The sequence below is a fragment of the Paraburkholderia caffeinilytica genome (assembly GCF_003368325.1).
GTDB classification, from domain to species: domain Bacteria; phylum Pseudomonadota; class Gammaproteobacteria; order Burkholderiales; family Burkholderiaceae; genus Paraburkholderia; species Paraburkholderia caffeinilytica.
Window position 1 is genome coordinate 2,409,251 of record NZ_CP031467.1, and the last position, 15,373, is coordinate 2,424,623.

Consider the following 15,373-nt stretch of genomic DNA (forward strand, 5'->3'; position numbering starts at 1 on the left):
CCGCGCGTGGCGGCACTCCTTCAATTTGATCCAGGGGTGTGAAAAACCCGGACTCGATATTTTCACTCAGTATCCACGCTCAGTATCCACGCTTAATATCGACCACGCCGCTCACCGTTTCACCGCGCATTAGCGCCGCCATTTTCCGTGCGACCTGTGCGACGCTCTCTTCGCGCAGCGTGAGCGCGGACATGTGGGGCGTGATCGTAATGCGCGGCTCCCGCCAGAACGGATGATCGGGCGGCAACGGTTCTTCGCGGAACACGTCCAGCGTCGCGGCGGCGAGCTGGCCGCTTGCGAGCGCGTCGAGCAGATCCTGTTCGACCAGATGCCCGCCGCGTGCGACGTTGATCAGATATGCACCCTTCGCGAGCTTCGAAAAGGTCCGCTGGTTCAGCACATCGCCGGTATCCGGCGTATGCGGCAGCAGATTCACCAACACTTTCACGCCGTCGAGAAACGCATCGAACTGCGCAACGCCTGCGAAGGTCGCGATGCCGTCGATTTGCCGCGCACTGCGGCTATACCCGCGCACCGGCATGCCGAACGCCGCGACTGCTTGCGCGACGTGCGCACCGAGTACGCCGAGGCCGAGCACGCCGACCGTGAAGGTCTCACGTGGATGCGGATCGAGCACTTCCCAGCGGCGCTCGCTCTGCAGCGTCTGATATTCGTCGAAACGGCGCAGGTAGCGCAGCACCGCATGCGTTACATACTCGGCCATTTGCAGGGCCATGCCGGTGTCTTCGAGCCGGATCAACTGGGCGCTGCGCGGCAACGTACCGGGTTGTGCGTGTTCGAGTCCGAGGATCGCATCGACGCCCGCGCCGAGATTGAAGATCGCGCGCAGATCGTCGCGGCCGGCCAGCATCTCACGCGGCGGGCGCCACACGACCGCGAAATCAGCGGGTTCGGTGTCGCCCGTCTGCCATTCGCGCAGTTCGGCTTCCGGCAGCGCGCGGGCGAAGTCGTGAAGCCACGCGGCGGCGTCGTCATGCGGCATGTAGAAGAGGATTTTCATACGGTCCGGAAGGCGCGTGCGTTGTCGAGTCGGATGGCGGGAGAGGCCCGAAAGTAAGGCCGCAATGCTTGCGGCGCTTCAGACGACGCTTGCGGCATAGGGCCTCCTCCTTTTCTGGATAGGCTTCATTCTACTTTTTCGACGCGAATCGCGCGCGTTTGCGCACGGGCGTGCGGTTTTCCTCCGCTACATGGCCGCGCATTTGCCCCATAAACAAAGCACAAAAACTTGGTTCGCCCTTGCGGCGCCCGGCGGGACAATCATTTCCCGGATTCCGGCAGCGAGGGACTGACATGCTTTCATGCACTAAATCGACATGGCCGCCGCGGCTCGTCACCGTTCCCGGCTTGCACGGCAGCGAGGGCGCGCACTGGCAAACATGGCTCGAGCGGCAATTCGCGCGCTCGCTGCGCGTCGAACAGGCCGACTGGGACGCCCCGGACGTCGCCGTCTGGGCGAAGTCGCTGCGCGATCTGCTCGCGCGCGAACGCGGGCCGTTCGTGCTGGCCGCGCATAGCTTCGGCTGCCTTGCGACTGCGCATGCGTTGCAGCAAGCATCGTATGCGGGCGATGTGGTCGGCGTGCTGTTCGTCGCGCCGGCAAGCCCGCAGAAATTCGCCTTCGCCGGACCATTCGACGCACGGCGTCTCGGCGTGCCGTCGATTCTGATCGGCAGCGAAACCGACCCGTGGATGCCGCTTGCCGGTTCGCGCGATCTCGCGCAGCGGTTCGGCAGCGCATTCGTCAATCTCGGCGACGCGGGACACATCAACACGGCGGCGGGATTCGGCCCGTGGCCGCGCGCCAAGTACTTCGTCGATACGCTGGTGCATTGCGCGGCGCCGCTGCGCTTTCGCGAGGAGTCGTTCGAGGTCGCGCAGCACGCGTTCGTTTGAGTGTTTCGCCGGACGGTTGGGCAACTACTGCCAGGCAAGCGACTGAATCCCCGTGCGCACAACTGTGTGCGTCATGGAGCGCGCACGTGAGTGAGGAAGCGAACGTGCAGGTAAGTGGGGATGCGAACGCGCAGGTGAGCGCGAGTGAGCCAGTAAGCGATCCGTTAGAATCCCGCTTCACGCTGCACGTTTGTGCGGCCACGGATTTTCATCATCGACAGGCGGGGACAAGATGGCAGGCAAGACGGGGACATCGCGCTGGCTGGCAGCCGGCATGACGGCAATGACGCTTGCGCTCGGCGGCATCTCGACGGCGCAGGCAGACGCGTCGCTGCTGAATGTGTCGTACGACGTGACGCGCGAGCTGTACAAGGACATCAACGCCGGCTTTGTCACGGCATACAAGCAGAAGAGCGGCGAGACCGTGTCGATTCGCCAGTCGCATGGCGCGTCGAGCGCACAGGCGCTGTCGGTGCTCCAGGGGCTGCAGGCTGACGTCGTGACGATGAACCAGCCGAACGACATCGACCTGCTTGCCGAAAAGGGCCAACTGGTGCCCGCTAACTGGCGCGCGCGTCTGCCGGACGACAGCGCTCCGTACACCACGACGATGGTGTTCCTCGTGCGCAAGGGCAATCCGAAGCACATCAAGGACTGGGACGATCTCGCCAAACCCGGCGTTCAAGTGGTGATTGCGAATCCGAAGACCTCGGGTAACGGCCGCTACACGTATCTGGCCGCATGGGGTTATCGCAAGCAGCATGGCGGCACCGACGCACAAGCGCTCGACTTCGAAAAGGCGATCTTCAGGAACGTGCCGGTACTCGACACGGGCGGCCGCGGCGCGACGACCACCTTCACGCAACGCGGTATCGGCGACGTGCTGGTGACGTTCGAAAACGAAGTGTCGTTGATCGACACGGGTGTGGGCGCGGGCAATTTCGAAGCGGTGTATCCGTCGGTGAGCCTGCTGGCTGCGCCGCCGGTATCGATCGTCGACAAGGTGGTCGACAAGCGCGGCACCCGCAAGGAAGCGCAGGCGTACCTCGACTATCTGTGGTCGCCGGCCGCGCAGGAAATCATTGCGCAACACCATCTGCGTCCGCGCGACAAGAACGTGCTCGCGAAGCACGCGGCCGAGTTCAAGCCGATCAAGACCTTCACTGTCGAAGAGATGTTCGGCAGCTGGCAGAAAGCGCAGCAAACGCATTTCTCCGACGGCGGAACGTTCGATCAGATCATCGTGGATAAGAAGTAAATATCTGCGTCAGAAACAAAAAGGCCGCCTCGTTTCTGAACTGCACCCCAAAGTTAGTTGGACATCTGTCCGACGATTCGAGGTGCAGTTCATTTCCGAGGCGGCTTTTCTTATGCGTGTGTTTGATCACGCACACCTGGTACGCGTCGTTCTTCAGTTCGGCGCCGCGTGCGCGTTTTGATCATGCGCGCAGCCATGCTCGCAGCCGCTCTGATCCAACGGCATCTGCTGCGCCGCTTCCGCGCGAATGCCGAGGCGCTCGAGCAGCTTGCGGTCCGCTTCGGCTTGCGGGTTGCTGGTGGTCAGCAACTGGTCGCCGTAGAAAATCGAGTTCGCGCCAGCCAGGAAACAGAGCGCCTGCAACGCTTCGTCCATTTGCTCGCGGCCTGCCGACAGACGCACCATCGCGCGCGGCATCGTGATACGCGCAACGGCAATCGTACGCACGAATTCGAACGGATCGATGGCTTCGGTGCCGGTCAGCGGCGTGCCTTCCACCTGCACCAGGTTGTTGATAGGCACCGATTCCGGATACGGCTCCATGTTCGCCAGTTGCGCGATCAGGCCGGCGCGCTCACGGCGCGATTCGCCCAATCCGACAATGCCGCCGCAGCATACGTTGATGCCTGCATCGCGCACGCGTTCCAGCGTGTCGAGACGGTCCTGATACGTGCGCGTCGAGATGATCTGGCCGTAGAACTCCGGCGACGTATCGAGGTTGTGGTTGTAGTAGTCGAGGCCCGCTTCGCGCAGCCCTTGCGCCTGATGCGTTTCCAGCATGCCGAGCGTCACGCAGGTTTCGAGGCCCATTGCCTTCACGCCGCGGATCATGTCCTTGATCGGCTCGAGGTGACGGTCCTTCGGATTGCGCCACGCCGCGCCCATGCAGAAGCGCGTCGCGCCGTTTTCCTTGGCGACCTTGGCGGCGGCCAATACTTCATCGACCGGCATCAGCTTGTCGGCTTGCAGGCCGGTGTCGTGATGTACCGACTGCGGGCAGTACGCACAGTCTTCTTCGCAGCCGCCGGTCTTGATCGACAGCAGCGTCGACAGTTGCACGGTGTTGGCGTCGAAATGCTCGCGATGGGTTTGCTGCGCGCGGAACATCAGGTCGTTGAACGGCTGTTCGTACAGCGCGACGATGTCGGCGACGCGCCACTTGGCCACCGGTTTGGCGCCCGCTGCGGCGTTGTTGACATTGTTGTTCGCGGCGGCCGTGTCGGCTGGCGTCGGAGCGATGTTCAGATGCGTCATGTCGTCAATCCTCATGGATGGATGTAATGGGTTTTCAGCGCTGCGCGTGGCGCAGCGTCTGCAGGAGCCGGTTGATGTCGAGTTGATCCGCCGCGAGCTCGGGTGAAGCCGGGCTCAAATGCGGCACGATGCCGAGCAAGGGGGCGTCGTGTTCATGCGCGAGATGCTCGCGAATCGACGCGATGTTTTCGTCGGGGAACGTCATGTCCGGATCGACGCGATTCGCCACCCAGCCGGCGAGCGTCAGCCCACGCGCGGCGATCGCTTCGGCGGTGAGCAGCGCGTGGCTGATGCAGCCGAGGCGCATGCCGACTACCAGCACGACGGGCAGCTTCAGCGCGACGGCGAGGTCGGCGGTGTCCTGCGTTGCCGTCAGCGGCACGCGAAAACCGCCGACGCCTTCCACGACGACGATGTCCGCGCGCGTCAAAGCCTGTGCGTGGCAATCGACGATGTGGTCGATATCGAACGCGACGTTTTCCAGCGCGGCGGCAATGTGCGGCGCGGCCGGTTCCTTCAACAGATACGGCGTGCGAATCTCAGGCGGCAACAGGACATTCGAAGCGGCGTCAAGTTGATCGGCGTCTTCGTTATGCAGCACGCCGTTCATTTCAAACGCGCCCGCGGCGATCGGTTTCATCGCGGCGGCTCGCAGACCTTCGCGGACGAAACCGCGCAAGAGTGCTGCGGACACGAGGGTCTTGCCGATTTCCGTATCGGTGCCGGTGACGAACAGGGACAACGCGCCTTGACTCGAGCTGCTCATGCCGCTTTCGCCCCGAGTTGTTGCAAGCCCGCTTCGAGCCGGTCCAGATCCGCTTGCGAATGCGCGGCGGAAAGCGAAATGCGCAGCCGCGACGTACCCGCCGGCACGGTCGGCGGACGGATCGCCGGGACCCACAGACCCGCACGATCGAGCGTGGCCGCGATGTCGAGCGTGGCATCGTTCGCGCCGATGATCAGCGGCTGCACGGCAGTGTGCGAATCGACCGGCAGCCATGGCGTCGCTTTCAGCATCGCGCGCGTGCGTTCGATCAGTTTCTGGAGGTGCGCACGGCGCGCATCGCCTTCTTCGCCGCCGATGATGCGCAGGCTCGCCGACACCGCATGTGCCGCGGCGGGCACCGATGCGGTCGTGAAGATGTACGGACGCGCGCGCTGCACGAGCCATTCGATCACGGTTTCGTGCGCGACGACGAATGCGCCCGACACGCCCGCAGCCTTGCCGAGCGTGCCGATCGAAATCAGATTCGGCGAGCGCAACGCGGCTTCGGCGACCGCGCCACGGCCTTGCGGACCGAGCACGCCGAAACCGTGCGCGTCGTCGACGATCAGCCACGCGCCGTGCTGTTCCGCGAGTTCGAGCAAGCGCGCCAATGGCGCGACATCGCCGTCCATGCTGAATACCGTATCGGAGACGATCACTTTGACTTCGGCGTCCGAGGCATCGAGCATGGCGCCTAAGGCTTCCATATCGCAGTGCGGATAGATCTGCACGTCGGCGCGAGACAAACGCGCGCCGTCGATCAGCGATGCGTGATTCAACCCGTCGGAGAAGAGCGTCGTGCCGCGTCCCGCGAGCGCGGTGAGCGTCGCGAGATTCGCCATGTAGCCGGTGCTGAAGTAGAGCGCGCGGGCATTGTCGACGAAGCCGCCGACGAATTCGGCCAGATCGTCCTCGAGTTGCGCGTGCGCGCGCGAGTGGCCGCCGAGCAGATGCGAGCCGCCGCTGCCGGCGCCATAGCGCTGCGCACCTTCGGCAATGGCGGCGATCAATTGCGGATGCGCGGCGAGGCCCAGATAGTCGTTGCTGGCGAAGCCGATGATCGCACGGCCGTCGACTGTCATGTGCGCGGCGCACGGCGTGTCAGCGATGCGGCGGCGGCGGCGCAGACCGCGTTCGTCGATTTCCTTGAGACCTTCGGTGAGTGTGTCGAGCAGATGCATTAGCGGGTCTCCGCGAGCGTGGCGTCGAAAGTTTCGCGTGTGCGCGAGGCAAGCAGCGCGATTTCTTCGTCGTCGAGGATGTAGGGGGGCATCAGATACACCGTGGTCGAAATAGGCCGCAGCAGCAGTTCGCGCCGCAACGCGTTTTCGAAGAAGCGGCGTGAGAATGTTTTGGCTTGCTGAGCGTTGTCGATGACGGCATCGAACGCGAAGATGGTGCCGCACTGACGCAGATTGCGCACTTGCTCATGTTCGGCGAGCGGCGCCAGCGCTTCTTTCAGTCTGGCGGATTTCCGTGCGTTGACGGCGAGCACGTTGTCGCTCGCGAACAGATCGAGCGTGGCGAGCGCCGCGCGGCACGCGAGCGGATTGCCGGTGTACGAGTGCGAGTGCAGGAAACCACGCGCGGTATCGTCGTGATAGAAGGCGTTGAAAATTTCATCGCGCGACAAGACGATCGAGAGCGGCAGATACCCACCGCTGATTCCTTTCGACAGACATAAGAAGTCCGGCCAGATGCCGGTCTGTTCGCACGCGAAGAATGTACCCGTGCGACCGCAGCCGACGGCGATTTCATCGGCGATCAGGTGCACGCCGTACTGGTCGCAGAGCGCGCGCAACCCGGCGATATACGACGCGTCGTGCATGGCCATGCCGGCCGCGCATTGCACGAGCGGCTCGACGATCAGTGCCGAGATTTTCGTGGCGCGTGCTTCGAACAACGAGCGAACCTGATCGAGCGCGCGGCGCGCGACGTCGGCGGCGGTTTCGCCCGCTTGTGCGAGGCGCGCATCGGGCGAGGCGACGACATGCGCGTTGCGGATCAACGGATCGTAGGCGTCCTTGAAGAGCGCGACATCGGTGACGCCGAGCGCGCCGATGGTTTCGCCGTGATAGCTGTTGGCGATGCAGACGAATTCCTGCTTGTCCGCGAAGCCGCGATTGCGCCACGAGTGGAAGCTCATCTTCAGCGCGATTTCAACGGCCGATGCACCATCGGACGCGAAGAACGCGTGACCGAGCGTGTTGTTGGTGAGCGCGCCGAGGCGCTCCGAGAGTTCGATGGCTGGCTCGTGCGTGCAGCCGGCGAGCATGGCGTGTTCGAGCGTATCGAGCTGGTCTTTCAATGCCGCGTTGATGCGCGGGTTGGCGTGGCCGAACAGGTTGACCCACCAGGAGCTGATCGCGTCCAGATAGCGGTTGTTCGCGCGGTCGTAGAGCCACGCGCCTTGGCCTCGTGCGACCGGGATGAGCGGCAGGCGCTCGTGGTGTTTCATCTGGGTGCAGGGGTGCCAGACGGCACGCAGGCTGCGGGTGATCCAGTCTTCAGGGGATGCTGACTTTTCCAAAAGGTACTCCGAAGTGCTTTTTTTGCCGGTGCACGGCTGGCTTTTTTAGGGCCTTTTCATTCACGCTGCGGTTTTTTCCTTGCGCTGCGCGCGGCCTCGGGAAGGCTTGCGGGGTCGAGATTAGCGGTTTATTTCGTGCTGCGCATCAGGGGTTTGGGTTGGGTTTTTGCATGCGGCGGTGGGGTTTGGCGCTGTTCGCTGCAGGTGGTTTCTGTTTCGCTATGAAGGTCGCTGATCGGCGGAGTTGGCGACGACAAAGTAGTTGGACCTTATGGGCGGGAATTTTGGGGTTTTGGGTTTGGTGGTTGCCTGCGGTGTTGGTTTTTTTGGTTTGTTGCCTGTGTGGCGGGTTCCTGTTTGTGTGTTTATGGTGTTGGGCTTTTCTTGATCTGGCCTTCGTGCCTTTCCTTGAATTGTTAGTGGTCTATTAGCGTTCGCCCCTGTGCGGGGCAGGCACTTACTTCTCTTTGCCGCCGCAAAGAGAAGTAAGCAAGAGAAAGCGGCTCACACCGCTCATGCTAAGCGGGCACCTTTGTTTGCACATGGTAGTGGTGCATCTGGAATCCGTGCCCTCGCACCTTCACGCGCCAGTGACAAAGGACTCATCAGCTCCCACTCCGCACGGCGTGCGTCGCGGATGGGTCTGCATGGGAAACCAGCGGCTTCGTTTGGGTTTGGTGGAGCCATCGGCTTCGCCTCGGCGAAGCGCCCACGCCCTCACCGCGCCCTCCACTTCAAATAATTTGTCGATGTGCTGAAATCACCGTCCCGGTCCCGATCACAATCGCAGAGGCAGAGGCAGAGGCAGAGGCAGAGGCAGAGGCAGAGGCAGAGGCAGAGGCAGAGGCAGAGGCAGAGGCAGAGGCAGAGGCAGAGGCAGAGGCAGAGGCAGAGGCAGAGGCAGAGGCAGAGGCAGAGGCAGAGGCAGAGGCAGAGGCGGTTGCCCTTGCCGTTCCAATCGCAATCGTGATGGCGATGGCGGTGCAATGACGAGCCACGGACCGGTGGTGGGACGTGGGCGCTAAAACGTAGCGGGTGGTTTTATGAAGAGCGCTTCGGCGCGCGCAGCGCCGCCGGAAGAATGACGCCGTTGTCACAAGCGCAGGCAGGTGCACGAACACAGATTCCAGATGCACCACTACCGTGTGCGAGCTACGGAGCCCACTTAGCAGGAGCGGTGTGAGCCGCTTTCTCTTGCTTACTTCTCTTTGCGGCGGCAAAGAGAAGTGAGTGCCTGCCCCGCACAGGGGCGAACGCTAATAGACCACTAGCAATTCAAGGAAAGGCACGAAGGCCAGATCAAGGAAAGGCACGAAATCCAGATCAAGGAAAGGCCAACGCCGCAGGCACCACACCACCGCCCCGCGAGGCCAATCCCAAACAAACCCTTAATTCCGGCTAGCAATAGCCCGCCGTCCCGCCGAAGAAGAATCAGAATCCGCCGTCTGCGAAGACTGCGCACCCCACACAACGGCGTTATCCACCGCATACAACCGGCACGGCGCCGAACTCTGCTTCTGGCAATTGGCAATGGCAACCGACATCGGATTATCGCCACCTTCCGCCCACGACCAGGCCCCCGTATCCGACACTGCAAAAGCCCGGCTAGGGTACTGATGCAAGAAATTGCGATACCCGTTACGTCCGGCTTCATCGACAAACGGAACGGAGTCGACCGCATCGACAGCAGCAAAGCCGCTCGCTTTCGGTGCCGAAGGGTCATCGACCCGATATTGCACGCCTGTAGGCATCCCCGCCCGAGCCAGAAACGCCTCGACAGCAGGCCACCACACATGCACGCCATCGCGGTCGCCCACAAGGCGATGCGCGTCGTTCTTGTAGTTGCCGAAATCCACCATCTTCGCGCTCGCGCCGTGCGCGGCATACGCGGCATACATGCCGGCCACCAGCGGTGCCGTCCACACCGAATCGTTATCGCCATACAACCACAGCGACGGCACCTTCGTCTTCTCGCCATACGCGCCAAATGCGCGCGTCAGGTTGCCCTGCCAGTCGGCGCACGCGTCCTGCCGCAACCCGCCCGAGAAATTGATCAAGGCTCGCACACCAGGCGCAGCCTCGGTGCCGTAGGCCATCGTCGCGAGACCGCCGTGCGAGGTGCCGGCCACGGCGATATGCGTCGCATCCACGTAGGGCTGCTTCGACATGAAATCGATCGTGGCGGCGACGTCGCCTGCCTGGCCGACACCATTACGTTCGACGTCGCAACCGTTCTGTTGATACGTGCCGTCCGAATGGCCGAAGCCCTGGCGGTTCGGCGCCACCACCACGTAGCCGCGGCGCACGAATTCGCGTGCGAACGGCAGCGGGTCGCTGCGTTCCTGCGTGCGTGGGTCGCCTGGAATCTTGCCGTGATTGAAAACGATCATCGGAAACGGGCCTGCGCCGTCCGGTTTGTAGATCGTGGTTTCGAGCGTGACGGTGCCGGCAGCGTTTACCGGCACGCGGATGATCTGTTCGTTGAGGCCGGCGGTGGGCAGGTAGACGTCGTCGTCGAGTGCGATGCGCGGCACGTGCGCGCGGGTGAGCGGTCCAGCCTGGGTGTCGGCGAGCGGCTCGGCATGCGCGAGTGCGACAGCGCACATCGCCGTTGCACACGTCACCGCACACTTCGTCAGAACCTTGCTGAACACCATTGACACACCTGCCTCAAAAACCTGCCCTGAACACCTTGACGCTTTGTCTGTCGACTGTCATTTCTGACGGTTGCCTTTCATCGGCGTTTTCGACAAACAAAAACACACTCGCGTACGTAGTGCGCCAGGCGCACGTACGCTGATTGAGATCGCACGGGATAAACCCAAACGGCCGACGCGACCCCACGCGCCGATGATGAGCGCCACACATGCCGCCCGGAACCGCCGCCGAACCCTGACTGGTGGGCTATCGGCAGCCGCCTGCGCAATTTGCGGAATCGATATGGACCGGTTCTCGCAACGTGACGTCACAAACCTACGGCCTCATCCTGGCATGACAATTTTGTTTTGTGCAATAAAGGAGAACCCGCGACGCAATAATTGCCGCATGCGGACAGCGCGCGTCAATCCCGGCGAGCGGCTGCAAAACGCCTGTCGCACGGTGCTTGGCTCCACGAAGTAATGTGTCGAAATATGCGCGCTGTGGCGTCGAGCCAACACGAAAAAAAGCCCTCGATTGAGGGCCATATGTGATCACGGCGCTATCCGCGCCGCAGTGTTTTGAAAGGCTTTGGAAGGCGTGGCTTAGTCGTCCACGTCACCGTCGACATAGCGCCAGCGTCCGTCTTCGCCGCGTACGAAGCGGCTCAGTTCGTGCAGCCGGTGGGCGCGGCCGCCTACCTTGTATCGTGCAACGAATTCGACGGTCGCATGGTCGGCGCCGGTTTCCGCGAAAGCCTTGATCTGCAGTCCGAGCCAACGCGGCGCATCGGGGGCGGCAGGGTCGGCGTCGAGATCCGCGGGGCAGGTGTGCGGCGCCCAGGTCGCGCGCAAATAATCCGTTGCGCCCACAACATACGCGCTGTAACGCGAGCGCATCAGTTCGAGCGCGCGCGGCGCGATTTCGCCGCCATCGATATAGCGGCCACAGCATTGCGCGAAGCGCGGCGGTTTGGCACCGCTGCGCTGATCGGGCGCAGCGCCGCCGCAGGGGCAGTCGGATGGTCGTTGCGTCGACAACAATGGCTTATTCATCAGACTTTCAGCCAAGACCGCGCGCGATCAGGATTTTCTGGATGTCGCTGGTGCCTTCGTAGATCTGACACACGCGCACATCGCGGTAGATGCGTTCGACGGGGAAGTCGCTCAGATAGCCGTAGCCGCCATGAATTTGCAAGGCGGCCGAGCAGATGCGCTCGGCGGCTTCGGAGGCGAACAGCTTGGCCATCGCGGCTTCGGTCAGGCAAGGCTGCCCGGCATCTTTCAGCGAAGCCGCGTGCCAGATCAACTGGCGCGCGGCTTCGAGTTGGGTCGCCATATCGGCGAGGCGGAATTGCACGGCCTGGTGCGAAAACAGCGGCTGGCCGAAGCTCTCGCGCTCCCTGGCGTAACCCAGTGCCGCCTCGAACGCGGCGCGCGCCATGCCGACGCTTTGCGCGGCAATCCCGATGCGCCCGCCTTCGAGTCCCGATAGCGCAATCCGGTAGCCTTCGCCTTCGGCGCCGATCAGATTCGCGGCCGGCACGCGGCAATCTTCGAAAATAATCTGCGCGGTGTCCGACGAATGCTGACCGAGCTTTTCTTCGACTCGCGCGACGACGTACCCCTTCGTATCGGTCGGCACGATGAACGCGCTGATGCCGCGCTTGCCCGCCGCCTTGTCGGTCACAGCCATCACGATTGCGACGTTGCCGTTCTTGCCACTTGTGATGAACTGTTTGACACCGTTCAACACGTAACTGTCGCCGTCGCGTGTCGCCGTGGTGCGCAGCGCGGATGCGTCCGAGCCCGCTTGCGGTTCGGTCAGACAAAACGCCCCGAGCATCTCGCCGCGCGCGAGCGGCGTGAGCCAGTCGCGTTTCTGCGCGTCGTTGCCATAGGTCAGCAGAATGCTGCACACCGGGCAGTTGTTGACGGAGATCGCGGTCGAGGTGCCACCGTCGCCCGCAGCGATTTCTTCAAGGATTAGCGCGAGCGCCAGCGCGTCCATGCCGGCGCCGCCGTATGCTTCGGGCACCAGCACGCCGTACGCGCCGAGTTCGGCGAGCTGGCGATGCACGTCCGTCGGAAAGGTGCGTTCGCGGTCCCATTGCGCCGCATACGGCGTAACGGCTTCGCGGACGAACGTGCGCACCGCGTCGCGGACCATCAGATGGTCCTGATCAAGCACCATGGCTCGGTCTCCTCATTCGTCTTTCCACTTGTCTCTTCACCAGTCGAGCGCCGTGCCGTCGTATTGGTAGAAGCGGCCGTTGAACGCTTCACGTGCGGCCGCGGCCTGCGCAAGCACTTCACGCATGCCGGAGACGCTGCGCGCCGGATCGATCGCCGCTTGCGCGCCACCCATGTCGGTGCGCACCCAGCCCGGATGCAGCGAAACACAGGTTGCTCGCGTGGCGTTCAGCGAGGCAATCTTCAGCGCGTCGTTCAGCGCGGCCTTACTCGCCCGATACAGCCAGCCGGTCGTGCCGCTGGCGTCGCCGATACTGCCCATCTTGCTCGAAATCACCGCGAACACGCCGCCGGCTTCTTCGACGAGCGGCAGCAGGATCGGCATCAACTGCATCGGCCCGCGCACGTTGGTATGCATGACCTGGTCGAAGTCTTCCGCGGTAATCGTCTCGATGTCCTCGGTGCGTGGGCCGTACACGCCGGACACCAGCACCGCCGCGTCGAGCCGTTCGCCGTCGAGCTTCCAGCCGAGCGCGGCGATTTCTTCGGGTGCGGTGACGTCGAGCGAAAAGGTCTCCGCGCCGAGCGCTTTCAGCGCGTCGAGCGCGGCGCCGTCGCGTGCAGTGGCGAGCACGCGCCAGCCGCTTTTCCTGTACTGCCGCACAAACTCCTGGCCGATGCCGCGCGATGCACCGACGATCAACACTGTCTTCATCGAATCACCTCAAGTTCCCACACGCATTGAAGCAGCGTGTCAAACCAGTTCAATACCCATCGCGGTCGCTTCGCCGCCGCCGATGCACAGCGTCGCGACGCCGCGCTTCAGGCCGCGCTTTTTCAACGCGCCGATCAGCGTGACGAGAATCCGCGCGCCCGATGCGCCGATCGGATGGCCGAGAGCACAGGCGCCGCCGTTCACATTGACCTTGTCGTGCGCCAGATGATGCTCCTTCATCGCGGCCATCGTGACCACCGCGAAGGCCTCGTTGACCTCGTACAGATCCACGTCGTCGGCGCGCCAGCCGTTCTTCTCGAACAGCTTGCGAATCGCGCCGACCGGCGCGGTGGTGAACTTCGCCGGTTCCTGCGCGAAGGTGGAGTGACCGACCACGCGTGCAAGCGGCTCGACGCCGAGACGCTTCGCGGTCGATTCACGCATCATCACGAGCGCGGCGGCGCCATCGGAAATCGACGACGAGTTCGCCGCCGTCACCGTGCCGGTTTTGCTGAACGCGGGCTTGAGCGTCGGAATCTTGTCGAGGTTCGCTTTGAACGGCTGCTCGTCGTGTTCGATGGTCACGTCGCCCTTGCGGCTTTCCACCTTCACCGGTGCGATTTCCCATGTGAACGAGCCGTCTTCATTCGCACGCTTCGCACGATTCAGCGACTCGACGGCGAACGCGTCCTGCGCTTCGCGCGTGAAGTCGAACGACGCAGCGCATTCCTCGGCGAAGGTGCCCATCAAGCGGCCTTTTTCGTAGGCGTCTTCGAGACCGTCGTAGAACATGTGGTCGATCACCTGGCCGTGGCCCATGCGCATGCCGTTACGCGCCTTCGGCAACAGATACGGTGCGTTCGTCATGCTCTCCATGCCGCCCGCGACGATCACGTCGACCGAGCCCGCGGCCAGCATGTCGTGCGCGAACATTGCCGCGCGCATGCCGGAGCCGCACATCTTGTTGACGGTAGTGCTGCCGGTGCTCAAAGGCAAGCCGGCGCCGAGCGCAGCCTGCCGCGCGGGCGCCTGGCCGAGGCCGGCGGGCAGCACGCAACCCATCACCACTTCGTCGATCTGCTCGGGCTTCAACCCGGCGCGTTGCACGGCGGCTTCGATCGCAACCGAACCGAGTTGCGGCGCGGTTAGCGTTGCGAAATCGCCCTGAAATGCCGCCATCGGCGTGCGGGCCACACCGACGATCACGATCGGATCAGACTTTGTCTCGCTCATGTTTGTCTCACTCATGCGGGTTTCATTCATGTTTAAGTTGCTTGACGACACCTTCGACGATGGCCGGCACGTCGCCGAGCTGGGCCGCTTCGGCGGCCGCCGCATCGTTGTCCTCCTGGTACGCACCGCCGGCCGACACAGCCGCGATGCAGCGCCTGTAGGTTGCATCCAGTGCCGCGGGGTCGTTGATTGTCATGCCGAGGTCGCGCACCTTGCCGTCATGAACGCCATACACCCAGCCGTGCACCGTGAGTTCCTGGCCACGTGCCCACGCGTCATTGATGATGGTGGTCCGGCATACGTTCATGACCTGTTCGATCGCATTCAGTTCGACCAGCCGCCGATGGCGCGCCTCGCCGAGCGGCCATTCTTCGATCAGCGCAGCATGCTTGGTGCGCACGTCCTGCACGTGATGCAGCCAGTTATCCGCCAGACCCACGCGCCGGCCGTGCAGCGCCGCGCCGACGCCCGAGCAGCCATAGTGACCCACCACCATGATGTGCTTGACCTTCAGCAGATCGACGGCGAACTGGATCACCGACAGGCAGTTCAGATCCGTATGCACCACCACGTTGGCGATATTTCTGTGCACGAACACTTCGCCTGGCGGCAGCCCGATGATCTGATTGGCCGGCACGCGCGAATCGGAACAGCCGATCCACAGATATTCGGGTGTCTGCTGGTGCGCGAGGCGCGAGAAATACTCCGGGTCTTCGGATAGCTTGCGGGCCACCCACGCGTCGTTGTTGTCGAACAGATGGGCAAGTGGATTGGCAGGGGGAGAAGCGTTCGTGTTCATGGTGAGTCTGGGCGGTTGCTCGACCGATTGACCGGTCGATGTCGTTGCATAAGGTTCGGACGATGCTTTCAG

At 63.1% G+C, this 15,373-nt stretch carries 13 protein-coding genes; 2 read left to right on the forward strand and 11 right to left on the reverse strand.

All coding sequences use genetic code 11. The annotated features are described in order from the left end of the window. Window positions 1-79: 79 nt before the first annotated feature. Complete coding sequence (locus tag DSC91_RS27045; protein WP_115781661.1) at window positions 80-1,021, reverse strand: 2-hydroxyacid dehydrogenase; 942 nt, start codon at window positions 1,019-1,021, stop codon at window positions 80-82. 293 nt (window positions 1,022-1,314) lie between these two features. Here DSC91_RS27045 and DSC91_RS27050 point away from each other — a divergent pair, with 293 nt between their 5' ends. Both DSC91_RS27050 and DSC91_RS27055 read left to right on the forward strand, forming a co-directional pair. After that, window positions 1,315-1,917 carry an RBBP9/YdeN family alpha/beta hydrolase gene (locus DSC91_RS27050; RefSeq protein WP_115781662.1) on the forward strand — a complete coding sequence of 201 codons (603 nt, stop codon included), beginning with the start codon at window positions 1,315-1,317 and terminating at the stop codon, window positions 1,915-1,917. Between the two features lie 232 nt (window positions 1,918-2,149). After that, complete coding sequence (locus DSC91_RS27055) at window positions 2,150-3,175, forward strand: sulfate ABC transporter substrate-binding protein (protein WP_115781663.1); 1,026 nt, start codon at window positions 2,150-2,152, stop codon at window positions 3,173-3,175. 153 nt (window positions 3,176-3,328) lie between these two features. Here the strand turns inward: DSC91_RS27055 and bioB are convergent, their stop codons facing one another. From bioB to can, 10 genes are all read right to left on the reverse strand, one after another. Then, window positions 3,329-4,429 carry a biotin synthase BioB gene (gene bioB / locus DSC91_RS27060; protein WP_115781664.1) on the reverse strand — a complete coding sequence of 367 codons (1,101 nt, stop codon included), beginning with the start codon at window positions 4,427-4,429 and terminating at the stop codon, window positions 3,329-3,331. 34 nt (window positions 4,430-4,463) lie between these two features. Continuing rightward, window positions 4,464-5,195: a dethiobiotin synthase gene (bioD, locus tag DSC91_RS27065; RefSeq protein WP_115781665.1), complete on the reverse strand. Its 732-nt coding sequence runs from the start codon at window positions 5,193-5,195 to the stop codon at window positions 4,464-4,466. Next, window positions 5,192-6,376 carry an 8-amino-7-oxononanoate synthase gene (gene bioF, locus DSC91_RS27070; RefSeq protein ID WP_115781666.1) on the reverse strand — a complete coding sequence of 395 codons (1,185 nt, stop codon included), beginning with the start codon at window positions 6,374-6,376 and terminating at the stop codon, window positions 5,192-5,194. Before bioF ends, bioD begins: the two co-directional genes overlap by 4 nt. After that, complete coding sequence (gene bioA, locus DSC91_RS27075) at window positions 6,376-7,725, reverse strand: adenosylmethionine--8-amino-7-oxononanoate transaminase (protein WP_115781667.1); 1,350 nt, start codon at window positions 7,723-7,725, stop codon at window positions 6,376-6,378. The genes bioF and bioA overlap by 1 nt, the downstream gene beginning before the upstream one ends. A 1,388-nt stretch (window positions 7,726-9,113) precedes the next feature. Continuing rightward, a complete protein-coding gene (locus DSC91_RS27085) occupies window positions 9,114-10,382 on the reverse strand; it encodes a dienelactone hydrolase family protein (RefSeq protein WP_115781669.1) in 1,269 nt (422 codons plus the stop codon). 585 nt (window positions 10,383-10,967) lie between these two features. Then, on the reverse strand, window positions 10,968-11,417 hold the full coding sequence (locus DSC91_RS27095; RefSeq protein ID WP_115781670.1) for a YchJ family protein: 450 nt from the start codon (window positions 11,415-11,417) through the stop codon (window positions 10,968-10,970). Window positions 11,418-11,424: 7 nt separating this feature from the next. Next, window positions 11,425-12,555, reverse strand: coding sequence for an acyl-CoA dehydrogenase family protein (locus DSC91_RS27100; RefSeq protein ID WP_115781671.1), 1,131 nt, complete (start codon window positions 12,553-12,555; stop codon window positions 11,425-11,427). Between the two features lie 36 nt (window positions 12,556-12,591). Further along, window positions 12,592-13,269, reverse strand: coding sequence for an SDR family oxidoreductase (locus DSC91_RS27105; protein WP_115781672.1), 678 nt, complete (start codon window positions 13,267-13,269; stop codon window positions 12,592-12,594). A 39-nt stretch (window positions 13,270-13,308) separates the two neighbouring features. Then, entirely contained in the window at window positions 13,309-14,517 is a 1,209-nt protein-coding gene (locus tag DSC91_RS27110) for an acetyl-CoA C-acetyltransferase (RefSeq protein ID WP_115781673.1), read from the reverse strand. A gap of 7 nt (window positions 14,518-14,524) precedes the next feature. Next, on the reverse strand, window positions 14,525-15,301 hold the full coding sequence (gene can, locus DSC91_RS27115) for a carbonate dehydratase (protein WP_115781674.1): 777 nt from the start codon (window positions 15,299-15,301) through the stop codon (window positions 14,525-14,527). Window positions 15,302-15,373 lie beyond the last annotated feature (72 nt).